The sequence below is a fragment of the Methylobacterium sp. Gmos1 genome, from assembly GCF_053764715.1.
Genome location: NZ_JBSNCC010000019.1, coordinates 1 through 25,279, shown reverse-complemented (window position 1 = coordinate 25,279; position 25,279 = coordinate 1). Strand labels below are relative to the sequence as shown.

Genomic DNA, 25,279 nt, shown 5'->3' with positions numbered 1-25,279 from the left:
TTTCGGGCTCAGCGGTCGAACCCGACCTTGTCGACGAGCAGGCTCGCCGCCTTGCGGTTGCGGGCGATCTCGACGAGCGAGGTGGTGTCGACCTTGAGCGGGCCCAGGCCTGAGAGCAGCGGGTCGACCGCGACGCCGGGCTTCACCGGGTACTCGTAATCGGCCTTGGCGTAGAGCGCCTGCGCCTCGTCCGAGGCGAGGTATTCGAGCAGCTTGACGGCGTTGTCGCGGTTCGGGGCGGACTTCGCCACCACCGCGCCCGAGACGTTGACGTGGGTGCCGCCGCCCTGGAAGGTCGGGAGCACCACCTGGATGCCCTCGCCCCACTTCTTCTGATCCGGGCCGCCCCGGCCGCTGCGCATCAGGCCGACGTAGTAGGAATTGCCCAGGCCGATGTCGCAGAGGTCGGCGACGATGTCGCGGGCCACATCCCGGTCGCCGCCGCCGGCCTTGCGGGCGAGGTTGTCCTTCACCCCGCGCAGCCAGGCCTCGGTCTTCGCTTCGCCGTGCTTGACGAGGTAGGCGGCGATCAGCGCCGTGTTGTAGGGGTGCTGGCCCGAGCGCAGGCAGACCTTGCCCTTCCACTTCGGGTCGGCGAGGTCCTCGTAGGTCAGCCCGGCGAGGTCGCGCAGGTCGGGGTCGGCATAGGCCACCCGGGCGCGGGTCGAGAGGGCGAACCAGCGGCCTTCCGCATCGCGCAGGTTCGCCGGGATCGCCGCCTCGAGGGCGGGGGAGCGCACCGGCTGGGCGAGGTCGCGGTCGACGAGCTCGATCAGGTTGCCGATATCGACCGTCATCACCACGTCGGCGGCGGAGCGGGCGCCCTCGGCGGCGACGCGCTCGGCCAGGCCCTTGTCGACGAACACCGTGTTGACCTTCACGCCGCTCGCCGCGGTGAAGGCGTCGAGGAGCGGACGGATCAGGCCGGGCTCGCGGGTGGTGTAGAGGTTCACCTCGCGGGCGCCCTCCGGGGCGCCTTGGGCATGGGCCGGGGCCGCGAGGGCGGCGAGACCGAGGAAGGCGAGCGCGGTGCGTGACAGGGACAAGGGGCGTCTCCCGGGAATGGCGCCCTCTTGAGAAGCAAACCCGAAACAAAAGCAAGCGTGTTAGATTTTAGTTGTTTCAATGTAAAGCGGACCAGATCTGTCGGTCACGCCGCGTCCTCCTCGGGCAGCACCAGCACCGCGTCCGGCACCAGCGTCACCCCGACGGCGTCGCCCGGGCCGTAGGGACCGGGACCCGGCAGGCGGGCCCGCAGCGCTCCCTCGACGCCCGCCACCCCGAGATGCAGCACGCTGCCCGCCCCCAGGAAGGTGCGGCGCGTCACCTGCGCGGGCGTGCCCTCGCCGGGGCTCCCGACCCGCAGGGCCTCGGGCCGCAGGCAGACCCGCACCGCCACGCCGTCGGGCAGGTGGGGGGCGGGCACCGATCCGAGCGGCGTCCCGGCCCGGCCGGCCTCGACCCGGGCCGGGATCTCGACGGCGTCGGCGAGGAAGCGGGCGGCGAACAGGCTCTCGGGCCGGCGGTACAGGGCCTCGCCGGTGGCGACCTGGACGATGCGGCCGCGGCGCATCAGGGCGATGCGGCTCGCCACCGCCAGCGCCTCCTCGGGATCGTGCGTCACCATCAGGGCGGTGGTGCCGGTGCGGCGCAGGAGCGCGACCGTGTCCTCCCGTACCCGGTCGCGCATGCGCCGGTCGAGGTTGGAGAACGGCTCGTCGAGGAGCAGCAGCCGCGGGCCCGGCGCCAGCGCCCGCACCAGCGCCACGCGCTGCTGCTCGCCCCCCGACAGGGTCTGGGGATAGGCGCCGGCATGGCCGGCGAGGCCGACCTGCTCCAGAAGCTCGTCGGCAGCCTCGCGGGTGGCGGCCGGCTGGCCCTTGAGGCCGAAGCGGATGTTCTCCCGCACGGTCAGATGGGGAAACAGGGCGTAGTCCTGGAACATCAGGCCGACGCCGCGCGCCTCCGGCGGCACCGCCGCGCCGTCGCCGGCGACGAGGCGCCCGTCGAGCCGCACCGTGCCGGCATCCGGCGCCTCGAGCCCGGCCACCACCCGCAGGAGCGTGCTCTTGCCGCAGCCCGAATCGCCGAGCAGCGCCATCACCTCGCCCGGGCGCACGGTGAGCGAGACCCCCGCCAGGGCCTGCACCCGGCCGAAGCGGCAGGCCAGGTCCTCCACCGCGAGGGCGGGCGCCGGGCGGGACGGGGCCGGTTCGGTCATCGCGGGTTTCCTCGGCGGGCGTGTCGGGGCGTCGCGCTCATACACGGGCCGGCCGGGACGGGCGAGGGCAAGGGTGAGGGCGAGGGTGAGGGTGAGGGCGAGAGAGGGAGATGCACCGATCCGGCACGCGCCGCGCCGCCGGAGGGTCAATCGGGCGTTAAGCCGATTCGTCGAATCCTCCGCATCGCCGCGGCATCGACCGAAGCCGGCGGCTCAGCGGATTGCCGTTGGCTCGCCAACGCCGATCCGCTCAAGCTTTTGTTATGTCGCAGATTTTCGTCGCAAAACCGGCAACCACTTTTGCGAGATCTGCTTGGCCGCGAAGGGTATCGGGCGTATGCGTAACCTGTCGGGCGAGAGGAGCGCCGTCGAGGGCGGCACCGTGGTGGCGTTCCGGCGCAAGGAGCGGCCGGCCCGCACGGATCACGGCCTGGACCACGAGCTCGCCCCCAGCCCCCGGGTCGCCGCGGCGCGGCGCGACCAGCGCAGCCTGATGGACACGGTCTACGAGGCCGGCACCCTGCCGGTGGCGGCGGGCGACCGGGAGACCAAGCTGGTGGCCTCGCGCCTGCTCGTCTACGGCTTCCTCACCATCGACGAGGTCGGCGAGGACGGCGCCACCCGCCGCTTGCGCCCCTCCGAGGCGGTCCGCGCCGGCCGCGAGCGCCCCTGGCGCCTGTCGCGCGCCTCGCGCGGGGTGAGCCTGTCGGTGCCGATCCCGGCGCTCGACGGGTTCCTGTTCGAGCGGGCGTGAGGGCGCCGGGCCGCCCCGCCCGCAAAAATTGACATTCCGAACCGGATCACCGACACGGGCGCCCGCCGCGACCGGCGCCGGTCGGGCGGCCCGGCCAAGGCCGCTTGCGTCGGGTTCCTTGGTTCGGAGCAGTGCATTGACGAGCCTTGCCGCCGGGCGCCGCCCCGGCCGCGCCGCCTCCGCGGGCCTCCTCGCGGAGCGCCTCCTCGCTCTCGGGGCGCGCAGCCACGGGGCGGCCTGCGCGCTGCTCGTCGTGCTGTCGCTGATCTGCTTCCTGCCGGGCTTTGCCTCGCTCCAGCCGATGGACCGGGACGAGCCGCGCTTCGCGCAGGCCTCGAAGCAGATGCTCGAATCGGGCGACCTCGTCGACATCCGCTTCCAGGGCGAGGCCCGGCACAAGAAGCCGGTCGGCATCTACTGGGCCCAGAGCGCGGTCGTCGCCGCCGGCGAGGCGCTCGGCGTGCCGGGCGCCCGTACCGCCATCTGGCTCTACCGCATCCCCTCGCTGATCGGCGCGATCGCGACCGTGCTCCTCAGCTACTGGGCCGCGCTCGCCTTCCTGCCGCGGCGCGGGGCCTTCCTGGCCGCCGCCCTCGTCGGCACCTCGGTCATGCTCTCGGCCGAGGCGCGGCTCGCCAAGACCGACGCGCTGCTCACCGCCTGCGCGGTCGCCGCCATGGGGGCGCTCGCCCGGGCCTGGCTCACCCGCGCGACGACCGTCCGGCTCCCGAACGCCACGGTCCTGACCTTCTGGCTCGCGGTCGCCCTCGGCATCCTGGTCAAGGGGCCGATGGTGCCGATGTTCGCCGGCCTCGCGGCGCTCGGCCTCTCGGTCTTCGCGCGCTCCGGCGCCTGGCTCAAACGCCTCCGGCCCGGCCTCGGCCTCGCCCTGGTGCTGGTCCTCGTCGCCCCGTGGTTCGTCGCGATCACGCTGAAGAGCGGCGGCGCCTTCTACGGCGAGGCGGTGGGCCACGACATGCTCGGCAAGGTCGGCACCGCGCAGACCCAGCACTGGGCCCCGCCCGGCACCTACCTGCTGGTGATCTTCGCCACCTTCTGGCCCGCGGCGGCCTTCGCGGCGATGGCGCTCCCCTTCGCCTGGGCGCGACGCCGCGAGGACGGGATCGCCTTCCTGATCGCCTGGGTGCTGCCGTCCTGGCTGGTGTTCGAGGCGGTGCCGACCAAGCTGCCGCACTACGTGCTGCCGCTCTGCACCGCGCTCGCGATCCTGGCGGTGACGGCGGTGGCCCGCGGGGCGGTCCACCGCGACCGGCCGGGGGCGCGGCTCGTGGCGCTCCTGGTGCCGTTCATCCCCGCCGGCCTGACCCTGGGCCTGTGCGTCGCCGCCTGGCGCCTCGACGGGACGATCCCATGGGCGGGGCTGCCGCTCCTGCTCGCCGCGAGCGCGGTGGCGTTCCTCGCCTGGCGTGCCTTCGTCGACGGTTACCCCGAGCGCGCGCTCGCCGTCGCGGTGCTCGCCGGCGCGCTGCTGGGTCCTGCGGTGTTCGGGCTCATCCAGCCGGCTCTGCCCGCCCTCAAGGTCTCGCCGCGCCTCGCCGCGTTGCGCGACGCGCTGCCCTGCCCGAACCCGAAGGTCGGCACGCTCGGCTACCGCGAGCCGAGCCTGGTCTTCCTCATCGGCACCGACCTCGCGATGCTCGATTCCGCCGAGGAGGCCGCCGCCTTCCTGGCGAAGGGCGGCTGCCGCCTCGTCTACGTCGAGGACCGCTTCGCCAGGGCGTTCGCGGCGGCGCAGGCGACGGACGCTCCGTCCCGGCCGGTCGGCCGCGTGACGGGCTTCAACATCAACGGCGGCAAGCCGGTCGGCCTGTCGGCCTATGCGGTGACGCCGTGATCCAGCCCCAACAGGAAAGCCCGAACGCCATGCCGGATCGGGAGGCGATCCGCCTCAGCGTCGTGGTGCCGGTGAAGAACGAGGCCGGCAACATCGCGCCCCTTCTCGCCGAGATCGCGGCGGCCTGCGCACCCTTGAGCCCGTTCGAGATCCTCTACGTCGACGACGGCTCGACCGACGCCACGCCGGCGATGCTGGCCGAGGCGCGGGCGCGCCATCCGGAACTGCGGGTGCTGCGCCACCGCGCGAGCTGCGGCCAGAGCGCGGCGGTGCGCACCGGGGTACTGGCGGCGCGCGGCGAGCTCATCGCGACCCTCGACGGCGACGGCCAGAACGACCCGGCCTTCATCCCGGCGCTCGCCGGCGCGCTCACCGCGGCCGGGCCGGCGGCGGGGCTCGCCCAGGGCCAGCGGGTCGGCCGCAAGGACGGGCGGCTGAAGACGATCCAGTCGCGCATCGCCAACGGGGTGCGCGGCCGCATCCTCAAGGACGCGACGCGGGACACCGGCTGCGGCCTCAAGGTCTTTCGCCGGGCGGTGTACCTGCGCCTGCCGTACTTCGACGCGCTCCACCGCTTCATGCCGGCCCTCGTCGCCCGCGAGGGTTTCTCGGTCGTCCACGCCGACGTGGTCGACCGGCCGCGGCTCACCGGGCACTCGAATTACGGCCTGTTCGACCGGCTCTGGGTCGGCATCCTCGACCTCGCCGGGGTGTGGTGGCTGATCCGCCGCCGGCGCCGGACGCCCGAGGTCGTCGCGGCGGAGACGGAGTAGCCCGATGGTCGCCGACATCATGCACGGGCTCAGCGCCTATTTCTGGTCGCTGTTCACCGGACCGATCGACCTCGTGCTGATGGTCGGCCTCGTGGGGCAGGGGCTGTTCACCGCCCGCTTCCTCGTGCAGTGGATCGCCAGCGAGAAGGCGGGGCGCAGCGTGATCCCGCTCTCGTTCTGGTTCCTGTCGCTCGGCGGCTCGGCGGTGCTGCTCGGCTACGCGCTCTACCGGCGCGACCCGGTCTTCATCCTCGGCCAGAGCCTCGGCACGGTGATCTACCTGCGCAACCTCGCCCTGGTGTTCCGCGAGCGGCGCAACGCGCGCGTGTGAGGGGCGCCCCGGCGGGCCGGGGCGCCGCGGGCTACCAGAGCACTTCACGATCGCGCTGCGATCGCGAAGCTCTCTTGGTCTTTGATTGTGCCGCATTTTCTGCGACGAACCGGTACCCACTTCGTCGGAAAATGCTCTGTCAGCCCTTCTTCTTGTACTCGAAGGCCGGGGCCTTGTTCAGCTCGTCCTTGGTGGCGGCGACGCTCGCCTTCCAGCCGTCGCCGTCGCGGACGAGCGTCACGCTGTCGGGGCTGACCGCGACGTAGCGCTCGCCGATGCCGAGGAAGCCGCCGACGCCGAGGATCACCGCCTGCACGGTCTTGCCGTCGACGATCACGAGGTCGGCGATGTCGCCGATGGACTCGTTCTGGGCGTTGGTGACCTTGGTGCCGAGGATGCGCGAGGTCACCGCCGCGGCGGGCTCGAGGGTGATGAACTGCACCGTCGCGGTCTTGACCTGCTGGGTCGTCATCGCGCCGGTCTCCGGCTGCGTCGCGGTCTGGGCGAGCGCAGGCCCGCAGGCGAGCAGGAGGGCGGCCGTCGCGAGGGCGGTCTTCAGCGTCATGGGACAAACTCTCCGGGGAGGCCCGCGCGTGGGGTGGCGCGGGCCATGCGCAGAACGGCTCCGCGCCGGCCGGGTTCCGCATCGTCAGGTTTCGCGGCGATCGGCGCAGGCACCCGGTGCAACACGGCCACGCCGGCCCCATCTAGGGCTTTCCGGCCGCGAGGCGGCGAGACAGGGGAACACCATGGACGGTCACGTGTACGGAGCGCTCGGTCAGCCGGGCGTCGGCTTCCTGATGGCCATCGTCATCGGGGCGCTGGCGGGCTGGCTCGCCGAGCGGTTCATGAATTCCAACATGGGCCTGCTCGGCAACATCGTGCTCGGCATCATCGGCGGCGTGGTCGGCAACTTCCTGGCGGCGCAGCTCCACATCCCGATCTTCGGGTTCTGGCGCAACCTGTTCTCGGCCACGATCGGCGCGGTCATCGTCATCGCGGTGGTGCGGGCGGTCCGGGGCGAGCGGCGCTACTGACCCGCAGAACCCGTCGCGCGCCTGCGCGACGGCCAAGCCCGAACGGGCGCCGGCACGCCTGTGCCGGGCGCCTTCGCGGACAGGCGAAGGCGCCCGAAGGAGGACGCACCGCGCGGCGGCGCGTCACGCCCCATTTGCCCCGGGGCTCCGGACATCTTAAGTCAGGACCGCGCCGCGAGGGGTTCGCGGGCGCCTCCCCGTCTCGAAACCCCTTGCCGTCCCGGATCCCATGGCCGTCGTCCTCGATCTCCTGCGCAACGACCAGCGCCCCCGTCACCCGGAGAAGGCGCACCGGCCCGACCAGCCGATCCTGCGCAAGCCGGACTGGATCCGCGTCAAGGCGCCGGGCTCGCCGAAATGGGCCGAGACCAACGCCATCGTGCGCGAGAACAAGCTCGTGACGGTGTGCGAGGAGGCGGGCTGCCCCAACATCGGCGAGTGCTGGGAGAAGAAGCACGCCACCTTCATGATCATGGGGGACACCTGCACCCGGGCCTGCGCGTTCTGCAACGTGCGCACCGGCATGCCGGACGCCCTCGACGCCGCCGAGCCCGAGCGGGTGGCGGAGGCCGTGGCCAAGCTCGGCCTGCACCACGTCGTCATCACCTCGGTCGACCGCGACGACCTGAAGGACGGGGGAGCGGCCCACTTCGCCGCAGTGATCGGCGCGATCCGGCGGCTCAGCCCCGCCACGACGGTCGAGATCCTGACCCCCGACTTCCTGCGCAAGGACGGCGCCCTGGAGATCGTGGTGGCGGCCCGCCCCGACGTGTTCAACCACAACCTCGAGACTGTGCCGTCGAAGTACCTGACGGTGCGCCCGGGCGCCCGCTACTTCCACTCGATCCGCCTGCTGCAGCAGGTCAAGGAACTCGATCCGACCATCTTCACCAAGTCCGGGATCATGGTGGGCTTAGGGGAAGAGCGCAACGAGGTGCTCCAGCTGATGGACGACCTGCGCTCGGCCGAGGTCGACTTCCTGACGATCGGGCAATACCTCCAGCCGACGAAGAAGCACCACCCGGTCCTGTCCTTCGTGACGCCGGACGCGTTCAAGGCCTACGAGACCACGGCCTACGCCAAGGGCTTCCTGCTCGTCTCGGCGACGCCGCTCACCCGCTCCTCCCACCATGCCGGCGAGGATTTCGCCCGGCTCAAGCAGGCCCGGCTCGACCGGCTGGGGACCGTCTGACCCGATGCCGAGCTTCCGCACCACCCGCACCGTCCGCCACAGCCCGACGGAGATGTTCGACCTCGTCGCCGACGTCGAGCGCTACCCCGAGTTCCTGCCGCTCTGCGAGTCCCTGCGGGTGCTGCGCCGGCAGGAGGGCGAGGACGGCACCGAGACGCTGGTCGCCGACATGGGCGTCGGCTACAAGGCGATCTCCGAGCACTTCACCACCCGCGTCCGCCTCGATCGGCCGAACCACAAGATCCTGGCCGAGTACATCGACGGCCCGTTCCGGCACCTCGAGAACCGCTGGACGTTTCGGGAGGCCCCGAACGGCGGCTGCACCGTCGAGTTCTTCATCACCTACGAGTTCAAGAGCCTGGCGCTGGGCCTCCTCATGGGCAAGATGTTCGATCGCGCCTTCCGAAAGTTCACCGACGCGTTCGAAAGCCGGGCGGACCGGTTGTACGCGCGAACTTGAAAATAATTTTTACTGATTAACATATTTTTATTTTATCCAAGGAAATACTCTGCCCAACCCAGGATAGCAAAGCTATCCGCGCCATCGAAAATCATTTGGAGGACTTGAGGGATGAGCTCGGTAAATATACTTGCCCCTCAGATGGAAAATAAGAATAGAATAAGATCGGTTTCCAGTGTTGAGTTCTCGATAAACGGTGACGATGCGTTCGAAAAAGCGGTTTCTTTTTCTGCCCGGTGGATGCGTAGAGTAAATTCTGTTATTCCACGAGAGGCTTTAAAGGGGGTTGAATTCGAAGTTGGGGGAGGAGGCGATCACCCTGCGAGAGCGGTAACTCTTGATTATCCAGAGGGAAAGGTATGGTCTGCAACAATCGACAATCCAGATAATCACACGATCGGAAGAACTTGGATTACAGAAATAACAATTGCAAACCATCAATCAGGAACCCATTTTGGCGCACGTTTACTTAATCTAACAAGAAAGATTGATGAAGTATTTGTTCCAAGCGTTCCGAATATCGTACGAACCATAATAAACAGTTTAAACTGCACAAAAGGTGGAGTTAGACTATTTTCAAGGCCGACCTATATTAATGACGACAATGATCTTGACTGGTTGATTGCACTACTGGGAAATCCATCGCGCAGATTACCGATCATTGCGATGGCTGAAGCCGTAAAAAGACCTCCATTGCTTCATCTCGAGGAGCTTAGCAAAAGGGTGTGCGGAACGGCACACGTTGTTGGCATTGGGTCAAATCAGCAAACGAATTTCCGAAAATATACGGGTAGAGATTTTGCCGTTTTCGATGGCTCAGTACGGATCTTTAATAGTGGTTTTAACATAGAAGAGGCGGATAGATATTCTCACCCCCTGTGGATTCCCACGCCAAAGCAAACATCTATCCAGTCGCAAAATGCGATTATTTCGCGGGTACTCGCCTTAAGTGTTAGCAAAGGCACAACAGATTATCCGCGCTTTCAAGCGGTTAGGCAAGCTGCAGCTGCGGAAGCATTGAGCATCAAGCGTGCGGGTAGCAATGATGCTGAAATGCTAATTTTATACGAACAGGAAAACGACGCTCTTAGGAAGCAACTTGAATCCTTGAGGGATGAGCAAAATCAATGGCTTGCAGATAGTGAAGTTGTAAGAGCCGATCTTGAAAGAAAAATTGAAGAATTGAAATCAGATGCTTACAAATATAAACTCCAAAATGAGGCTCTCAGAAAAAATATAGCCGAAAATAGTACTGCGGTGACTAAGATTTCGCTTGATACTCTTGAGAATATTCAAGAATGGGCTGATGCAAATTCGAGTGATCGCGTGTGGATTGCGCCGAAAGCAATCAAAGAAGCAGAGAAAAATACACAATACAGGAATCATGCCGAGATTGGTGACGCTCTGTATTTATTAGATGAGCTTTATGCTCGTATGAAAGTTGATAGCGAAGTAGGCATACACGAAAAAATGAATGAAAGGCTTGAAATATTAGGCATGTTGATTTCAAGCTGTTTTTCCAATCAGGACGACATTAAACGATTTCCCGCCTATTCCGTTATATACAAAGGGGAGAAGATTTGGTGTGATATGCACCTGAAACGTGGTGGCGGCACTGATCCACGCTCGATGTTCCGAATTTATTTTCATTGGCACACTACCGATGAGGTCGTCATAATAGGACATATGCCAACTCACCTCGATAATAATCTGACTAACTAAATATATATTGAAAAATATTGTAGTGCTATCTGTTCAATAAATGACTGACAGCACTTCAGATATTATAAATTAATCAAGTATCGAGGTGAGCCCTTGTTAAATCACCAGAAATATGGTCCGTCTGCGGATACTACAATCTACAGTAGATCATTATAGTTACTGTCTCGACAGCACCACTCCGGGATCGATCCCGCTGCCCATCGCGACGTAGCCCGCCCGGTTCGGATGCAGCCGGTCGCCCTTGCCGCCGGTGGTGCTCTCCGGGACCATCTCGGGGCGTAAAGCCCCCGTCGCGGGATCGAGGGTGGCCGCGTCGAAATCGACCACCCCGTCGAACACGCCGGAATCCCGGATGAAGGCGTTGAGGCCGCGGCGCTTCTCGTCCTGCTCGGGATGGGCGGGGCTGGAGCTGCCCTTGGCCGAGGTCAGGGTGGCGCCGATCACCCGAACGCCGGGAATGCGGGCGCGCAGGCGCGCGACACCCTCGCGCATCCCGGCCTCGACGGCGGGAAGCGAGGCCTCGCCGTTGCGGCTGAAGTCGTTGATGCCCTCGAGCCAGATCACGCTGGCGACGCCCGAGAGCCCGATCACGTCGCGGTCGAGCCGGGACAGGGAAGAGGGACCGCCCGGAAAGGGTTTTTGCGCGCTGTACTCTGCCGGCCCGACCACCTGGTTGCCGCCGATGCCGGCATTGACCACCGCGACCCGGTTGCCGAGCTGCGCGTGCAGGCGGCGCGACAGCACGTCGGGCCAGCGATCGTCGCCGTTCATCGTCGAGGCGGTGCCGTCGGTGATCGAATCGCCGAAGGCGACCACCACCGGAATCGGCGCGCTCACCGCCATGTCGACGGCGTCGACGAAGAACCACGACGCGGTGGAGTAGGGGAAGGCGGCCTCGCCCTCCTCGGTGCCGTGCGCCCCGGCACCCGGCGCGGTGGCGTAGGAGGTCTGGAGCGCCTTGGCGTGCCAGGTCATCGGCCCGCTCGAGCCCACGACGTGGAGCGAGACCGCGAGCTTGCGCCCGGCGAGCAGCGGGGCGTCGGGATCGGCCGCGAAGGGCAGGGCGACCGGATCGGACCACGCCTCGCCCCCGGGCGGAACCGTCACCCGGTCCTGGCCGGAGAACCGCACCGGGCGGTTGGTGCCCGGCACCAGGGCCGCTCCGCCGAGCTGCAACCCGGCATGGACGCCGTCGAGGGTGAGGGGACGGGTGCCGAAGGCGTTGGAGATCCGCAGGCGCGCCTCGCGGCCCCAGACGTCCGGCCGCAGCACCAGGCGCAGGGTCTGGTCGCGGGCGCCCTCGGCCGGGTCGGGGAAGGCGAAGGACAGGTCGGGCTGGGCCGAGGGGTTGCCGACCGGGTAGGGACCCTGGACCGAGCCGGCCCAGGCGGTCGCCCAGGTCCGGACCCCGGAGGTCGGCCCGTCCTGCGCCCTCGCCGGGGCGGCCCACAGGGTCCCGAGGCAGATCGCGGCCATCGCGGCCGCTGCATGTCTGAGAAACACCGCGGCCGTCACGGCCGCCGGGTACCGATGCATGTCGTCCTCCCTGTCGCGGGCGCTGTCGCCGCGCCCCTCTGCCGACAGGAACGGCAGGGAGACCGGAAAATCATCCACCCCTGCGCGCGGAATGTGCGCTGGAACACGCCGGGCCGGGGGGTCCAAGGCTTAAGATCCGTTCACCTCGCGAGGTCCCGATGCCGCCGCAAGATCGTCCGGCGATCGGCCGCGGCTTTTCGGTCTGCCGCGACCCTCCTGCCGACCTTCTGCGACCCGGCCACCTTGATCGCCCACGCGAGGCTCCGGAGTCCCACCCTGCCCGAAGGGGGTGCTCGATGACCCATCCGTGGCCCCACCATCACACCGACGGTTCGGTGCACTACACCCATTGCTGGCCCGAGGCCGTGGAGGCCCTGCCGGCCTCCGAGCCGACACGGCCCGACTGGCGCCGGCGCCTGCGCGGCGCCGCCGGCATGGTCGGCGCCTCCGGCCTCGCCGCCGGGGCGATCTGGTTCGCCATGCTGTGCGATCCCACCGTCTCCCGCGCCGCCCTGCCGCCCTCGGCCGACGTCTGCACCAATGCCGGCCACGCCGTGCGGATCTGGTTCGACGCCGAGACCGCCCGGCGCGCCCGCGTCGCCGAGGCGCCCCACCAGCACGCCTTCAACAGCATGCTGCTGTGGTACCGCTCGGCGGAGGGCAAGTGTGCCGCCGGCCGCACCCAGGAGGCGGTGCGCAGCTTCCAGTCGCTGGAGCGGATGATCGCCGGCTTCGACGCGAACCGGCAGGACCGGGACGAGGCGGACGAGTGACGGACGTTCGCTGAGGGGCTTGCGCTGAGGACCTTGCGCTGAGGACCTTGCGCGCCGCCGCCGTTCGCGCTTGGCTCTCCCGAAACATGACGACGGGAGGGGCGGGATGCCGGATGGTCTGACCTTCGTGCTGGTGCACGGCGCCTGGCACGGCGGCTGGTGCTGGGTGCGCGTCGCCGATGCCTTGCGGGCGCAAGGCCACCGGGTCTTCACCCCGACCTGCACCGGCCTCGGCGAGCGCGCGCACCTCCTCGCGAAGGACATCACCCTCGACACCTTCGTGCGCGACGTCGCCGGCGTGATCGCGGCCGAGGAGCTCGACGACGTCGTGCTGGTCGGGCATTCCTTCGGGGGACTGGCGATCAGCGGCGTCGCCGAGGCGATGCCCGAGCGGCTGCGCCACCTCGTCTACCTCGACGCGCTCATCGCGGAAGCCGGCCGCGCCCCCTTCGACGGGCTGCCGCCCGAGGTGGTGGCCGCCCGCCGCCGCGCGGCGGACGAGTCGAGCGGGGGCCTGAGCCTGCCGCCGCCCCCGGCCGCCGCCTTCGGGGTGCTCGACCCCGCGGACGCCGCCTGGGTGGAGCGGCGCCTGACCCCGCATCCCTTGAGCACCTACGAGAGCCCGCTGCCGATCCGCGGCCCGGTCGGCAACGGGTTGCCGCGCACCTACGTCGATTGCACCGCGCCGTCCTACGCCACCCTCGACCGGGTCAAGGACTGGGTCCGGCGCCAGCCCGGCTGGGGCTGGCGGGATCTGGCCACCGGCCACGACGCGATGGTGAGCGCCCCCGGGCCGCTGGCTGAGCTCCTGGTCGCGCTCGGCAGGGGCTGATCCGTCAGCCCATCGTCACCAGGGTGCGGCCGGGATCGATCTCGATCAGCCTCAGGCCGAAGCTGCGGCCCTCCTGCGCCTCCCAGTCGGCGAGCACGGCGTTGACCCGCTCAGGCCCCTGCTCGGCCAGGGTGCGGGTGCCCACCGGCTCCTCGATGGCGTGCATGATCTCGCCCATCAGCCGGGCGCGGGCCGGCGCCTCGGCGGATCCGGCGGCGTCGCAATAGGTCGTGACGATCTGCTCCGACAGGGCCTCGATCACGGCCTGGTTCACGGAGGTCATGCCCATGCTGCGCTCTCCCGTTCGCGAGGGCCGTCATTCGTCGACCCGGCCTCTTGGACCGGGACAACGCGGCCGGGCGCGAGCGGTGCCGCGATCCTACGACCCCCGACCGATTGCTTCAGGCGATCCGGCCGGGTCGCTTTCGCAATGCGGAAGTCGGCTTCGCTCAAGCCTGTAGAGCCGTATCACACCGCCTGCTGCTGGCCGGCGGCGCGGTGGGCGGCCAGGGTCACCACCTCGGCGGAGGGGGCGTCCTTCTGGCCCTGGCCCATCATGAAGATCACCGGGTTGCGCGGCATGTAGCCGGGGTTGCGGCGCAGGTTGAGCAGCTGCTGCAATTCCACCGCGGTCAGGTCCTTCGGCGCGGCGTCGCGCCAGACGTGGCCCGGCGAGGCCTTGCGGGCGAAGGGCCACCAGGAGCGACGCTCGGTCTCGACCTGCAGGACGAGCTTGCCGGTGAGGGTCTTGCGGAAATTGAAGCGACCCGTGATGGCCATGACGCGTCCTCCATTTCCGGGACGACCCGGTCCCGAACACCCTGGACCCGTGCTGTTTAGCACGGCACTAACATGGGGCGGCCACGCTTGGCGGAAAAGCCGATCGGCACGATTTGGCCCACAGCCGCGCTGCCGCACCCTCCACGACTAACGGCCACGATGCTGAAACGCTCCCTCGCGCTCGACGCCGCGCTGATCGCCCGGGCCCATCCCCACCCGGTGGCCGAGGACGGGCGCGGCCCCGGCTACGGCATGGCGCTGATGGGCGAGGCGGAGGCCGATGCGCGCCTCGACGCGACGCTCGCCGCCAAGCCCGGCGATGCGAACACCCTGTGGCTGTTCGCCTACGGCGCCCTGATGTGGCGGCCGGAATTCCCGTTCACGGAGGCGCGCGAGGCGCGGGTGCGGGGCTGGCACCGCCGGTTCTGCCTGTGGCAGCGGGGCTTTCGCGGCACGCCGGAGCGGCCCGGGGTGATGCTCGCCCTCGACCGGGGCGGGCAGTGCCGCGGCCTCGCCTACCGGATCGCCGGAGACGACCTGCGGCAATCCGTGCGGCCGGTCTGGCGCCGGGAGATGCGCGGGCGCGGCTATGCGGCGCGCTGGGTCGCCGCCGAGACCGCGGACGGCCCGGTGCCGGCACTGGCCTTCGTGGCCGACCGGACCGGGGAGCGCTACGCCGGCCGGCTCACCGACGACGCAATCGCCGCGCACATCGCCGCGGCCTGCGGCCCGATCGGCCCGAGCGCCGAGTACCTGCTCAACACGGTGGCGGCCTGCGAGGCGATGGGCATCCGCGACCGCCACCTCTTCGCCATGCAGGCGCTGGTGGCCGAGTGGCTCGCCGCCTGCGAGCCTCAGAACAGCCCGACCCCGACGCCGGGCTGAGGCCGCGGCGGGTAGCCGTAGGGCCCGGTCGAGACGCCGTAATAGGGCAGGACCGGCGCGTAGCCGAAGCCGAGGAGCCGGCGGGGCGGGGGGACGGCCACGACCACGTCCGCCTCGAGCGCGACGGCGGGCGGCGGGGGCGGCGGCGCCCGCCAGCCGGCGGAGAATTCGGCCCCGCCGCGCGCCGCATAGCCGGCGGGCATGTCGGCCGCCATCGCCGGCAGGGCCGTGAGCGCGGCCGTCAAGGGCAGCCAGGCCAGCGTCGTGCGGAGCGTCATGGTGGGCAACCTCGGGACGAGCGATCGTACGGACAAGCTTTGCTGAGACAAGCTTTACCGGGGCATCCCGGTTCCCCGGATCGTGCCCTAGATTGGTGAACGAACCGGAGGGTGCGAGCCCCGCATGACCGAGCTGCCCCCCTTCTACGACGACCTCGCGGCCTGCCTCGCCGAGGCCTGGCGCCGGCTGGAGGAGGGGGCGGCGCATCAGAGCGGCTTCCACGCGCCGGCTCTCGCCACGCTCGGTCGCGACGGCGCGCCGCGCCTGCGCACGGTGGTCCTGCGCGGGGTCGACCGGGCCTCCCGCGCCTTGCGCATCCATTGCGACGCCCGCTCCGCCAAGGCGGCCGAGATCGCCGCCGATCCCCGGGCGGCGCTCCACGCCTACGACGCCAAGGCCAAGATCCAGGTCCGGATCGAGGGCACCGCCCGCCTTCACGGTGAGGACGAGGTGGCCCGGGCCGCCTGGGCGGCGTCGCGGCCGATGAGCCGGGTCTGCTACGGCACCGATCCCGGCCCCGGCACGCCCCTGCGAGAGGGCGGCGCCTACCTGCAGCCGCGGGACGACGCCGCGGTGGAGGCGGGTTTTTCGGAGTTCCGCGTGGTGGTGCTCACGGCGGCCCGGCTCGAGTTCCTATATCTCGCCCGGGCGGGGCACCGGCGGGCGCTGTTCACCTTCGACGGGACGGAGCCGGCGGCGACGTGGCTGGCGCCGTAGACGATCCGGCGCCCATCGAAGTTCAGAGGCAGGCTTATACCAATGGCCCAAGATGCTGACGCATCGGGCCATTGATCCATCTCGAGTTTTCGACACCAAGCCAAAGGCTTGGCGAAAATTCGAGAACGGAACCAAAGGTCGTTTTCAACGACCGTTGGTATTGCACCGGCAGATCGACAACGCCCGCCGTCATCTCGAGTCCTCGCCTTGCCGCGAGCCCCGAAAGGATGCGGCAAGGCTGGTCCCTGAGCGCCGGATCTCATGTCCCGACAGGGACTTACGACGCCGCCCGCAACCGCGCGAACCCCGCGTCCAGGTCCCGCGTCAAATCCTCCATGTCCTCCAATCCCACCTGGAACCGCAGGCCCGGCCCACCGGGCGCCCACGGATTGGCGGTGCGGTAGGGGGCGCAGTCGAACGGGATCACCAGGCTCTCGAACCCGCCCCAGGAGAAGCCCATCCCGAACAGCTCGAGCCCGTCGAGCATCGCCGCCACCGCCGCCTCGGGGCAGGGCTTGAGGATGATCGAGAACAGGCCCGAGGAGCCCAGGAAGTCGCGCGACCAGATCGCGTGGCCGGGATCCTCCGGCAGGGCCGGGTGCAGCACCCGGGCGACCTCCGGCCGGCCCTGGAACCAGCGCGCGAGCGCGAGCGCCTGCTCGCCGTGCTCGCGCAGGCGCAGGGGCAGGGTGCGCAGGCCCCGCAGCGCCAGGAACACGTCCTCGGCGCCTGCGCAGATCGCGAGCTCGTCGAAGGTGCGCCGCAGGGCCGGCCAGTATCGGGCGTTGGCCGAGGTGAGGCCGAGCAGCAGGTCGGAGCCGCCCGACAGGTACTTGGTGCCGGCCTCGATCGCGATGTCGACGCCGCGCTCGTGCGGGGGAAACAGCAGCGGCGTCGCCCAGGTGTTGTCCATCAGCACGCAGGCGCCGCGGGCATGCGCCACCTCGGCGATCGCCGGGATGTCCTGCATCTCGAAGCTCTGCGAGCCCGGCGCCTCGGTGAGCACGGCTTTCGTGTTCTCGCGCATCAGCGCGGCGATGCCGGCGCCGACGATCGGGTCGTAGTAGGTGGTCTCGACCCCGAAGCGGGCGAGGAACCCGTCGCAGAAGATCCGGGTCGGGCGGTAGGCGGAATCGGTCACCAGCAGGTGGTCGCCGGCCTTGAGGCAGGAGAGCAGCCCGACCGTGACGGCGGCGAGGCCCGACGGCGTCAGCACCGTGCCGGCCGCCCCCGCGAGCTCGGTCCAGGCGGTCTCGAGCGACCGGATCGTCGGCGTGCCGACCGTGCCGTAGGTGTATTCCGAGCGCCGGTGCTTGAGCGCGTCGTAGCTCTCGTAGAGCACCGTCGAGCCGCGATAAATCGGAGTGTTGACGAAGCCGTGCTGCTGCGACGGGTCGCGGCCGGCATGGACCAGGCGGGTGCGGGTGCCGAGGCGGCTCTTGTCGCGGGGCGGGGTAATGCTCATCGGAACCCTGGTGCGTGACTGTCGCGCCGGAGCACATCCCGGGCCGGGCGCTCCCGTCAAGCCGGGCCGTGAGAGCCTGGCCTACGTCTAGGCTGTTCGTCGCACGGGCCAACCCCTTGACCGGGCAATCCGCTTCGCTTGGAATGCCTCTTGCTTAGGCAGCGATCGTGCTTGGGCAAACGGGCGGCGGCCGACAGGGGCCGCGACCGGAACGGGAGACGCACACCGCATGAAGAGAATCGTTGCGGCCCTGGCCTTCGGGCTCGGTGCCACCCTGCTGGCGGGCGCCGCCCAGGCTCAGGGGACGCTGAACAGCATCAAGCAGAAGGGCTACCTCTCCTGCGGCTCGAATCCGGGGCTGGCCGGCTTCGGCGTGCCGGACGCGCAGGGCCGCTGGACCGGGCTCGACGTCGATTTCTGCCGCGCGCTCGCCGCGGCGATCTTCAACGACGTCACCAAGGTCCGCTTCATCCCGCTCTCGGCCAAGGACCGCTTCACCGCGCTCCAGTCGGGCGAGGTCGACATCCTGTCGCGCAACACCACCTGGTCGATGTCGCGCGACACGACCCTCGGGCTCGACTTCCCGGCCGTCAACTTCTACGACGGCCAGGGCTTCATGGTGAAGAAGAAGCTCGGCGTGACGTCGGCCAAGCAGCTCGACGGTGCCTCGGTCTGCACCCAGCAGGGCACCACGACCGAGCTGAACCTGGCCGACTACTTCCGGGCCAACAAGCTCAAGTACGAGGTCGTGGCCTTCGCCAGCGCCGACGAGACCTTCAAGGCCTACGATTCCGGCCGCTGCGACGCCTTCACCACCGACGCCTCGGGCCTCTACGCCGAGCGCCTGCGCGCCTCGGCGCCGGACGACAACATCGTCCTGCCGGAGATCATCTCGAAGGAGCCGCTCGGACCGGCGGTGCGCCAGGGCGACGCCCAGTGGGCCGACATCGTCCGCTGGACCCACTACGCGATGATCAACTCGGAAGAGGCCGGCATCACGCAAGCCAACGTCGACCAGATGGTGAAGTCGTCCGACAACCCGGACGTCAAGCGCATCCTCGGCACCGAGGGCAAGTACGGCACCGATCTCGGGCTCACCAACGACTGGGCCTACCGGATCATCAAGCTGGTGGGCAATTACGGCGAGGTGTTCGAGAAGAACGTCGGCCAGGGCTCGCCCTTGAAGATCCAGCGCGGCCTCAACGCCCTGTGGTCGAAGGGCGGCCTGCAATACGGCCCGCCGATCCGCTGAAGACGCAGCGGCGCCCGGATCCCCCGGGCGCCGCTCCCCCCGTGAGCCACGAGAACAGAGCACACCGCCTTGCCGACGCAGCTCCCGGCCGATGCGCCGCCCGGTCCGCCCCGGGTCTCGCCCCTCTACGATCCCCGCATCCGCGGGGCGGCCTACCAGATCCTGCTGCTCCTGGCGGTGGGCGTGGTGGCGTGGATCGCGATCGGCAACGCCGCCGAGAACCTGCGCAACGCCCGCGTCGCCTCGGGCTTCGGCTTCCTCGGCAACACCGCGGGCTTCGACGTCAACCAGACGGTGATCCCCTTCACCGCCGCGACCTCGACCTACGGCACCGCCTTCCTCGTCGGGCTCACCAACACCCTGATCGTCGCGGGCATCGGCATCGTGCTCTCGACGCTGCTGGGCTTCACGGTCGGCGTGGCGCGGCTGTCGCCGAACTGGATCGTGCGCACGCTGGCGACCGTGTACGTCGAGGTCCTGCGCAACATCCCGCTGCTGCTGCAACTCCTGTTCTGGTACGTCGCGGTGCTGGCGAGCCTGCCGGCGGCGCGCGATTCCTACGCGCTCGGCACCTCCGTCTTCCTCAACCAGCGCGGCCTCTACCTGCCGAAGCCCCTGCTCGCGGCGGATGCCTGGGCGCTGCCCCTCGCCCTCGCCCTCGGCATCGTCGGGACCCTGGCGTTCCGCGCCCACGCGAAGCGCGAGCAGGCGCGGACCGGCCGGCGCCTGCCGGTCATGGCGGTGGGCGCCGCCCTCATCCTCGGCCTGCCGCTCCTCGCCTACGGGGTGCTGGCGCTCGTCGGGATCGCCCCGGTGGCGCTCGACTTTCCGGTCAAGGGCACGTTCAACCTGCGCGGCGGGATGCAGCTCTACCCGGAATTCGTCGCCCTGGTCCTCGGGCTCACGGTCTACACCGCCGCCTTCATCGCCGAGGTGGTGCGGGCGGGCATCCAGGCGGTCAACCGCGGCCAGACCGAGGCGGCGCGCGCGCTCGGCCTCCAGCCCGGCCCGACGATGCGGCTGGTGGTGATCCCGCAGGCGATGCGGGTGATCGTCCCGCCGCTGACGAGCCAGTTCCTCAATCTCACCAAGAACTCGTCGCTGGCCGTCGCCATCGGCTACCCGGACCTCGTCCAGGTCTTCATGGGCACCGTCTTGAACCAGACCGGCCAGGCGGTCGAGGTGGTGGCGATCACCATGGCGGTCTACCTGACGATCAGCCTCGTCACGGCCTTCGCGATGAACCTCTACAACCGGCGCGTCGCGCTGATCGAGCGGTGAGGCCCAGAGAATGACTGCCGGCTCCCAGCCCCTGCCGCTCACCTTCGTCCGCCGCGAGGCGGTGCCCGCCTCGGCCCCGCCCTCGATGGTCGCCGGGCCGCTGGCCTGGCTGCGCCAGAACCTCTTTTCCAGCCCCGCCAACGCCGTGATGACGCTGGCGGCGCTCGCCGTCATCGCGCTCGCCCTGCCGCCGCTCCTGCGCTTCCTCGTCTTCGACGCGGTCTGGACCGGCGAGAACCGCGACGCCTGCCGGGCCGAGGTGATCGGCCGCCCGGTCGGCGCCTGCTGGGCCTTCGTCGGAGCCAAGATCAACTACTTCATCTACGGCTCCTACCCGATCGAGGAGCGCTGGCGGCCGAACGTTTTCTTCGCCCTGATGGCGGTCGGCGTGGGCTGGATGCTGTGGCTCGACGCGCCCAAGCGCGCGTGGGGCGCGCTCTACTTCTTCGTCGTGTTCCCGGTCGCCTCCTACCTGCTGCTCACCGGGGTGCCGAGCTTAGGGCTGCCCGCCGTGCCGACGGCGCTCTGGGGCGGCATGCTGGTGACCTTGATCGTGTCGCTCGTCGGCATCGTCGCCTCGTTGCCGCTCGGGATCCTCCTGGCGCTCGGGCGGCGCTCGCGCCTGCCGATCGTGCGGCTGTTCTGCGTCATCTTCATCGAGTTCTGGCGCGGCGTGCCGCTGATCACCGTGCTGTTCATGGCCAACGTGATGCTGCCGCTGTTCCTGCCCGGCGACGTCACGGTCGACCGGCTGGCGCGGCCGCTCGTCGGCATCGCGCTGTTCTCCGCCGCCTACATGGCCGAGACGGTGCGCGGCGGGTTGCAGGCGATCCCGCGCGGCCAGACCGAGGGCGCGATGTCCTTGGGCCTGAGCCCCTGGCACCGGATGCGCCTCGTCATCCTGCCCCAGGCTTTGCGCATCGTGATCCCGGGCATCGTCAACAGCTTCATCGCGCTGTTCAAGGATACGAGCCTCGTCTCGATCGTCGGCATCTTCGACTTCATCCGCACGATCGAGTCGGCCCGGGTCGATCCCGCCTGGGCGGCGCCGACGGTGGTGATGACCGGCTACGCCTTCGCGGCTTTGTTCTACTTCGTCTTCTGCTTCGGCATGTCGCGCTACGCCCGCTTCGTCGAGCGGCGGCTCGCGGCCGGCCAGACACGGTGAGATTCCCGATGGCTTCCTCCCCCGCTCCCACCTCTCCCGTCCTCCTGCCCGAGACCGATCCAGACCTCGCGCCCCGCAACACCTCGGCGGCGCGGCTCGCCAGCGCGCCGACGGCGGTGTCGCTCGACCGCGTCAACAAGTGGTACGGCGCCTTCCACGTCCTGCGCGACGTCGACCTCAGCGTGCGCAGGGGCGAGCGGATCGTGATCTGCGGCCCTTCGGGTTCCGGCAAGTCGACGCTGATCCGCTGCATCAACCGCCTGGAGGAGCACCAGGCCGGGCGCATCGTCGTCGACGGGATCGAGCTCACCAACGACCTCAAGCGGATCGACGAGATCCGCCGCGAGGTCGGCATGGTGTTCCAGCACTTCAACCTTTTTCCGCACCTGACCGTGCTCGAGAACTGCACCCTCGCGCCGATCTGGGTGAAGAAGATGCCGAAGGCAGAGGCCGAGGCGGTCGCGATGAAGTACCTGACCCGGGTGAAGATCCCGAACCAAGCGCACAAGTATCCGGGCCAGCTCTCCGGCGGCCAGCAGCAGCGCGTGGCGATCGCCCGCTCCCTGTGCATGGCGCCCAAGATCATGCTGTTCGACGAGCCGACCTCGGCGCTCGACCCCGAGATGGTCAAGGAGGTGCTCGACACGATGGTGGGGCTCGCCGACGAGGGCATGACCATGCTCTGCGTCACCCACGAGATGGGCTTTGCCCGCCAGGTCGCCGACCGGGTGATCTTCATGGACGAGGGCCAGATCGTCGAGTCGAACACCCCCGAGGCGTTCTTCCGCGCGCCGGAGCACGAGCGGACCCGGCTGTTCCTGAGCCAGATCCTGCATTGAGGGGATGCCGCCCGGCCTCGCGGCCGGGCGAAAAGGCCGTAGGCCCGAATCCTATCGCCCCGTCGCGACCGGCAGGTCCGCCCGGCCGCCCCATTCCGACCACGAGCCGTCGTAGAGGGCACGCGGCGGACGACCGAGGGTCTCGAGGGCGACCGCGACGATCGCCGCGGTGACGCCGGAGCCGCAGGTGGTGACGACCGGGCGGTCGAGGTCGATGCCGGCCTGCGCCACCGCCGCCCGCAAGGCGGCCGCGTCCTTGAGCCGGCCGTTCTCCTGGAGCGCCGCGTAGTGCAGGTTCAGGGCGCCGGGCATGTGGCCGGGGCGCACGCCGGGCCGCGGCTCGGGCTCCTCGCCGGCGAAGCGCGCCGGCGAGCGGGCATCGACCACCTGCGCCTGGCCGGCGAGCGCGCGCTGCACGTCGCCGACATTCGCCACCGCCGAGTGGTCGAGGCGGGCGGTGAAGTGGCGCCGGTCGCGGGGCCGCGCCTCGCCCCCCTCGACCGGGTGCCCGCCCGCGACCCAGGCCGGGAAGCCGCCCTCCAGGATCGCGACGTCGCGGGCGCCGAACGCCTTCAGGGTCCAGCGCACCCGCGGGGCCGAGAACAGGCCCATCCCGTCATAGACCACCACCGTCATGCCGTCGCCGATGCCCATCTGGCGCATCCGCGAGGCGAAGACCTCCGGCGAGGGCAGCATGTGGGGCAGGGCGCTGCCCTCGTCGCGCACCGCGTCGATGTCGAAGCGGATCGCCCCCGGGATGTGGCCCTCGCGGAACTCGGCCTCGGCGTCCCGGCCCATCGCCGGCAGGTACCAGGAGCCGTCGACCACGACGATGTCGGGGGCCGCGAGCCGCTCTGCGAGCCAGTCCGCCGTGACGAAGGGGCCGATCGACATGCCTGTGTGTCTCCGAGCGGGCCGTGACGGCCCGAAAAAAAGGGGGGCCGTGACGGCCCGTCGGGCGCATTGTGCCCGAATTCCGGGCGGGGCCGCCACCCGTCCGGGCGCGAAAGCGGCGTTTCCTGCGCGGGCCCGGACCGGACCGGGGAGATTCCCTATCGAATGTTAGCGAGGGGGCGGCACGGCCTGCCTAGAACGAGGGCATCCGCTCTCCCGCGAGAGGCCCGGCCGATGCCCCGTCGCGTTTCCGGCAACCCGAGCCGCATCTGGCACGACGCTTGCTGCGCTCACCGCACTGCACCCGCCGTGTCCACTCTCCCTTGCACGGCCGGGCGTGGTCGACGGGCCAGGCAGCGAGACTCCGAGGGCTGCCTGGCCCGCCCGTCCGCGGCGGGAGATCGAACGGGGCCGCGCCCGGCGCGTGCGGGCCTCGAGCGTTGTGACGCGACAAGATCTGCGACAGGGAGGGTTGCGATGAAGGCCACGGCCCGCTTCGAATGGCCGATCCGTCCCGACAGGATCGAGGTCTCCGCCCGCGGCTATCTCGCCGCCGCGATCCTCTGCGCCGACCTGCGCGCCGCCCGTGCGGCGGCGGCGCGACCGCTGCCCTCGGCGACGGTGCACCGGCTGGTGCCGCGCCGGCGGACCCGCCCGGCGCCGTCCGACGGGCTGCGGCGCGCCGCCGAGGGCTGAAGCGACGGCACGTGTGCGGCCCCCGGCCAACAAAAAAGGCGGCCCCGCGGGGCCGCCCTGGTCCGGGGAGGCGGGCCTGCCTGGGCCCGCTCGCCGGTACGCGTCAGATCCTGGGCGAACGGCCGCGCATCAGGCCGAAGATCGCCGAGACGGCGAACAGCACGATCGCCACGAAGAACACGATCTTGGCCGCCTCCATGGCGGTGCCGGCGATGCCGCCGAAGCCCAGCAGAGCCGCGACGAGGGCGACGACGAGGAAGGTGATAGCCCAGCCGATCATTGGTAACTCCCGTATCGAAGGCTGCTGGATTGCTTCGCGGCGCCGTGCAGAGAAGCGTTGCAGCAAGTTGAACGAGAAACCATCGGACCGGGCGACAGGTTCCGCCGATTTTTTCGGATGCGGTTTTTTCGGATGAAAGCCGGCGGACGACCGTGCAGGGCTTGCCGCGCCGGTCGTGACGGGCGCAGCGGCGGTCTCGCGACGGGCGGGAGCGGATGGCTCCCCGAGCAGGACTCGAACCTGCGACAAGGCGATTAACAGTCGCCTGCTCTACCAACTGAGCTATCGGGGATCGCGGCGGGACCTCTACCCAAGGCGGGCAGGGCGCGCAAGGCATTTCTGGATGGCCGGGAGATTTTCGGGAGCCGGCTCATTTCGCGGCCCCGACCGCGGTTTTGCCGCCGGATCCCTGTTGCGGAGCCGGGCCGGGCTCTGCTAATGACCCCTCGTCCCCGGGTCGTCCGCCCGACGCCGGGGAGGCGGCGCAGCCGGTGCTCACGAGCCCGACGCGCCCGATCGCCGGCTTCCAGCGCCGGCCCGGATGGCCTCGTGGCGGAGTGGTTACGCAGAGGACTGCAAATCCTTGCACCCCGGTTCGATTCCGGGCGAGGCCTCCACCCTTCTCTCCCAAGCGACTGAAATCATGTGGTTTCAGTCCGAAATGTCCCGGATTTTCGGATTTCGAAGCCGATAGGGACATGGCAGCTGCCCACTCAAGGTCTCCGGCTGCAGCCCGGCGATAGCTTGGCGATGCCCGAGAGCCGCGGCCGGATCTGGCTGGTCGCCTTCGTGTAGCGCTCCACCTCCTGCAGCGACTTGTGCTCGGAATCGGGCTCGCTCCGCCCTATCGGCGGTGCCTTCACCGCCATCGAAGGCGACGAGCGCGAAGGAGAGCAGCAGTGCAGCATGTCTCGGTTCAGGGCGCAGACTGACTTCTGCGTTCCGGATCTACCGGCTGGAACGAGGTATTACATCCCAGTTGCCTGGCTGTAGCCGCTTCCGGTGGATCTCGAACGTCCGCATCGCGAATGTCGTTCGCATGCCCATCACGATCCCTTGTTACTGCCATCCCGCTCCGCATAGGCGCGAAGCACGAACTTGACTGAAAGACCCCGAACTGTTTGTTACCTACAGAGAGCTAGAGCGTGTTATGAACTTATGACGTAGCGTGGGCGTTGAGGGGTATGAGCGCCGATCGCCCCGCCTACCCGTCCGACGTGTCCGATGAAGAATGGGCGCTGGTGGCGCCGTACCTGG

General features: G+C 69.3%; 27 protein-coding genes and 2 tRNA genes. 18 read left to right on the top strand and 11 right to left on the bottom strand.

Annotated elements, in window-relative coordinates; genetic code table 11:
- Positions 1 to 8: 8 nt before the first annotated feature.
- Positions 9 to 1,046, bottom strand: a complete 1,038-nt coding sequence (locus tag ACS5PV_RS26380) for an extracellular solute-binding protein (RefSeq protein ID WP_455398305.1) — start codon at positions 1,044 to 1,046, stop codon at positions 9 to 11.
- A gap of 104 nt (positions 1,047 to 1,150) precedes the next feature.
- Entirely contained in the window at positions 1,151 to 2,221 is a 1,071-nt protein-coding gene (locus ACS5PV_RS26375; RefSeq protein WP_455398304.1) for an ABC transporter ATP-binding protein, read from the bottom strand.
- 337 nt (positions 2,222 to 2,558) lie between these two features.
- Here ACS5PV_RS26375 and ACS5PV_RS26370 point away from each other — a divergent pair, with 337 nt between their 5' ends.
- The 4 genes from ACS5PV_RS26370 (at position 2,559) to ACS5PV_RS26355 (ending at position 5,934) form a co-directional block, all read left to right on the top strand.
- Positions 2,559 to 2,975 carry a hypothetical protein gene (locus ACS5PV_RS26370; RefSeq protein ID WP_455398303.1) on the top strand — a complete coding sequence of 139 codons (417 nt, stop codon included), beginning with the start codon at positions 2,559 to 2,561 and terminating at the stop codon, positions 2,973 to 2,975.
- 136 nt (positions 2,976 to 3,111) lie between these two features.
- Entirely contained in the window at positions 3,112 to 4,830 is a 1,719-nt protein-coding gene (locus tag ACS5PV_RS26365; RefSeq protein ID WP_455398302.1) for an ArnT family glycosyltransferase, read from the top strand.
- A 29-nt stretch (positions 4,831 to 4,859) separates the two neighbouring features.
- A complete protein-coding gene (locus tag ACS5PV_RS26360; protein WP_455398373.1) occupies positions 4,860 to 5,603 on the top strand; it encodes a glycosyltransferase in 744 nt (247 codons plus the stop codon).
- Between the two features lie 4 nt (positions 5,604 to 5,607).
- On the top strand, positions 5,608 to 5,934 hold the full coding sequence (locus ACS5PV_RS26355) for a lipid-A-disaccharide synthase N-terminal domain-containing protein (RefSeq protein WP_455398301.1): 327 nt from the start codon (positions 5,608 to 5,610) through the stop codon (positions 5,932 to 5,934).
- 139 nt (positions 5,935 to 6,073) lie between these two features.
- Here ACS5PV_RS26355 and ACS5PV_RS26350 read toward each other — a convergent pair whose 3' ends face one another.
- The gene (locus ACS5PV_RS26350) at positions 6,074 to 6,499 is read right to left on the bottom strand and encodes a PRC-barrel domain-containing protein (RefSeq protein ID WP_455398300.1); all 426 of its coding nucleotides are present in this window, start codon (positions 6,497 to 6,499) and stop codon (positions 6,074 to 6,076) included.
- A gap of 184 nt (positions 6,500 to 6,683) precedes the next feature.
- Between ACS5PV_RS26350 and ACS5PV_RS26345 the strand changes: the two genes are divergently transcribed.
- From ACS5PV_RS26345 to ACS5PV_RS26330, 4 genes are all read left to right on the top strand, one after another.
- The gene (locus ACS5PV_RS26345; protein ID WP_455398299.1) at positions 6,684 to 6,971 is read left to right on the top strand and encodes a GlsB/YeaQ/YmgE family stress response membrane protein; all 288 of its coding nucleotides are present in this window, start codon (positions 6,684 to 6,686) and stop codon (positions 6,969 to 6,971) included.
- 229 nt (positions 6,972 to 7,200) lie between these two features.
- A complete protein-coding gene (lipA, locus tag ACS5PV_RS26340; protein ID WP_455398298.1) occupies positions 7,201 to 8,163 on the top strand; it encodes a lipoyl synthase in 963 nt (320 codons plus the stop codon).
- A 4-nt stretch (positions 8,164 to 8,167) separates the two neighbouring features.
- A complete protein-coding gene (locus ACS5PV_RS26335; protein WP_455398297.1) occupies positions 8,168 to 8,623 on the top strand; it encodes a type II toxin-antitoxin system RatA family toxin in 456 nt (151 codons plus the stop codon).
- 111 nt (positions 8,624 to 8,734) lie between these two features.
- Entirely contained in the window at positions 8,735 to 10,345 is a 1,611-nt protein-coding gene (locus tag ACS5PV_RS26330; protein WP_455398296.1) for a hypothetical protein, read from the top strand.
- Positions 10,346 to 10,501: 156 nt separating this feature from the next.
- Here the strand turns inward: ACS5PV_RS26330 and ACS5PV_RS26325 are convergent, their stop codons facing one another.
- Positions 10,502 to 11,881: a GDSL-type esterase/lipase family protein gene (locus tag ACS5PV_RS26325; RefSeq protein WP_455398295.1), complete on the bottom strand. Its 1,380-nt coding sequence runs from the start codon at positions 11,879 to 11,881 to the stop codon at positions 10,502 to 10,504.
- A 296-nt stretch (positions 11,882 to 12,177) separates the two neighbouring features.
- On the opposite strand from ACS5PV_RS26325, the gene ACS5PV_RS26320 reads away from it, so the two are divergent.
- Together ACS5PV_RS26320 and ACS5PV_RS26315 are read left to right on the top strand one after the other, a co-directional pair.
- The gene (locus ACS5PV_RS26320; RefSeq protein WP_455398294.1) at positions 12,178 to 12,654 is read left to right on the top strand and encodes a hypothetical protein; all 477 of its coding nucleotides are present in this window, start codon (positions 12,178 to 12,180) and stop codon (positions 12,652 to 12,654) included.
- A gap of 106 nt (positions 12,655 to 12,760) precedes the next feature.
- The gene (locus ACS5PV_RS26315; RefSeq protein ID WP_455398293.1) at positions 12,761 to 13,486 is read left to right on the top strand and encodes an alpha/beta fold hydrolase; all 726 of its coding nucleotides are present in this window, start codon (positions 12,761 to 12,763) and stop codon (positions 13,484 to 13,486) included.
- Between the two features lie 4 nt (positions 13,487 to 13,490).
- Here the strand turns inward: ACS5PV_RS26315 and ACS5PV_RS26310 are convergent, their stop codons facing one another.
- Together ACS5PV_RS26310 and ACS5PV_RS26305 are read right to left on the bottom strand one after the other, a co-directional pair.
- Positions 13,491 to 13,775 (bottom strand): hypothetical protein, encoded by a 285-nt coding sequence (locus tag ACS5PV_RS26310; protein ID WP_455398292.1) that lies wholly within the window; start codon positions 13,773 to 13,775, stop codon positions 13,491 to 13,493.
- A 179-nt stretch (positions 13,776 to 13,954) separates the two neighbouring features.
- Positions 13,955 to 14,266, bottom strand: coding sequence for a hypothetical protein (locus ACS5PV_RS26305; protein WP_455398291.1), 312 nt, complete (start codon positions 14,264 to 14,266; stop codon positions 13,955 to 13,957).
- Between the two features lie 159 nt (positions 14,267 to 14,425).
- Here ACS5PV_RS26305 and ACS5PV_RS26300 point away from each other — a divergent pair, with 159 nt between their 5' ends.
- On the top strand, positions 14,426 to 15,151 hold the full coding sequence (locus tag ACS5PV_RS26300) for a gamma-glutamylcyclotransferase (RefSeq protein ID WP_455398290.1): 726 nt from the start codon (positions 14,426 to 14,428) through the stop codon (positions 15,149 to 15,151).
- On the opposite strand, the gene ACS5PV_RS26295 is transcribed toward ACS5PV_RS26300, so the two are convergent.
- Positions 15,121 to 15,429, bottom strand: coding sequence for a hypothetical protein (locus tag ACS5PV_RS26295; RefSeq protein ID WP_455398289.1), 309 nt, complete (start codon positions 15,427 to 15,429; stop codon positions 15,121 to 15,123). The two genes, ACS5PV_RS26300 and ACS5PV_RS26295, sit on opposite strands and share 31 nt — an antisense overlap.
- 124 nt (positions 15,430 to 15,553) lie before the next feature.
- Between ACS5PV_RS26295 and ACS5PV_RS26290 the strand changes: the two genes are divergently transcribed.
- Positions 15,554 to 16,147 carry a pyridoxamine 5'-phosphate oxidase family protein gene (locus ACS5PV_RS26290; protein ID WP_455398288.1) on the top strand — a complete coding sequence of 198 codons (594 nt, stop codon included), beginning with the start codon at positions 15,554 to 15,556 and terminating at the stop codon, positions 16,145 to 16,147.
- Positions 16,148 to 16,424: 277 nt separating this feature from the next.
- Here ACS5PV_RS26290 and metC read toward each other — a convergent pair whose 3' ends face one another.
- Positions 16,425 to 17,612 (bottom strand): cystathionine beta-lyase, encoded by a 1,188-nt coding sequence (gene metC / locus ACS5PV_RS26285; RefSeq protein ID WP_455398287.1) that lies wholly within the window; start codon positions 17,610 to 17,612, stop codon positions 16,425 to 16,427.
- Between the two features lie 229 nt (positions 17,613 to 17,841).
- On the opposite strand from metC, the gene ACS5PV_RS26280 reads away from it, so the two are divergent.
- The 4 genes from ACS5PV_RS26280 (at position 17,842) to ACS5PV_RS26265 (ending at position 22,152) form a co-directional block, all read left to right on the top strand.
- Positions 17,842 to 18,864 (top strand): amino acid ABC transporter substrate-binding protein, encoded by a 1,023-nt coding sequence (locus ACS5PV_RS26280; protein ID WP_455398286.1) that lies wholly within the window; start codon positions 17,842 to 17,844, stop codon positions 18,862 to 18,864.
- 69 nt (positions 18,865 to 18,933) lie between these two features.
- Complete coding sequence (locus tag ACS5PV_RS26275; protein WP_455398285.1) at positions 18,934 to 20,145, top strand: amino acid ABC transporter permease; 1,212 nt, start codon at positions 18,934 to 18,936, stop codon at positions 20,143 to 20,145.
- 10 nt (positions 20,146 to 20,155) lie between these two features.
- Positions 20,156 to 21,313 carry an amino acid ABC transporter permease gene (locus tag ACS5PV_RS26270; protein ID WP_455398284.1) on the top strand — a complete coding sequence of 386 codons (1,158 nt, stop codon included), beginning with the start codon at positions 20,156 to 20,158 and terminating at the stop codon, positions 21,311 to 21,313.
- 8 nt (positions 21,314 to 21,321) lie between these two features.
- Positions 21,322 to 22,152 carry an amino acid ABC transporter ATP-binding protein gene (locus tag ACS5PV_RS26265; protein WP_455398283.1) on the top strand — a complete coding sequence of 277 codons (831 nt, stop codon included), beginning with the start codon at positions 21,322 to 21,324 and terminating at the stop codon, positions 22,150 to 22,152.
- 51 nt (positions 22,153 to 22,203) lie between these two features.
- On the opposite strand, the gene sseA is transcribed toward ACS5PV_RS26265, so the two are convergent.
- Entirely contained in the window at positions 22,204 to 23,046 is an 843-nt protein-coding gene (gene sseA / locus ACS5PV_RS26260; RefSeq protein WP_455398282.1) for a 3-mercaptopyruvate sulfurtransferase, read from the bottom strand.
- 477 nt (positions 23,047 to 23,523) lie between these two features.
- Between sseA and ACS5PV_RS26255 the strand changes: the two genes are divergently transcribed.
- On the top strand, positions 23,524 to 23,742 hold the full coding sequence (locus tag ACS5PV_RS26255) for a hypothetical protein (RefSeq protein WP_455398281.1): 219 nt from the start codon (positions 23,524 to 23,526) through the stop codon (positions 23,740 to 23,742).
- Positions 23,743 to 23,845: 103 nt separating this feature from the next.
- Here the strand turns inward: ACS5PV_RS26255 and ACS5PV_RS26250 are convergent, their stop codons facing one another.
- Together ACS5PV_RS26250 and ACS5PV_RS26245 are read right to left on the bottom strand one after the other, a co-directional pair.
- Positions 23,846 to 24,022: a DUF1328 domain-containing protein gene (locus ACS5PV_RS26250; protein WP_048431004.1), complete on the bottom strand. Its 177-nt coding sequence runs from the start codon at positions 24,020 to 24,022 to the stop codon at positions 23,846 to 23,848.
- 216 nt (positions 24,023 to 24,238) lie between these two features.
- Positions 24,239 to 24,314 (bottom strand) — tRNA-Asn (locus ACS5PV_RS26245).
- 251 nt (positions 24,315 to 24,565) lie between these two features.
- Between ACS5PV_RS26245 and ACS5PV_RS26240 the strand changes: the two genes are divergently transcribed.
- A tRNA-Cys gene (locus ACS5PV_RS26240) sits at positions 24,566 to 24,639 on the top strand.
- The last annotated feature ends 640 nt before the right edge of the window (positions 24,640 to 25,279 follow it).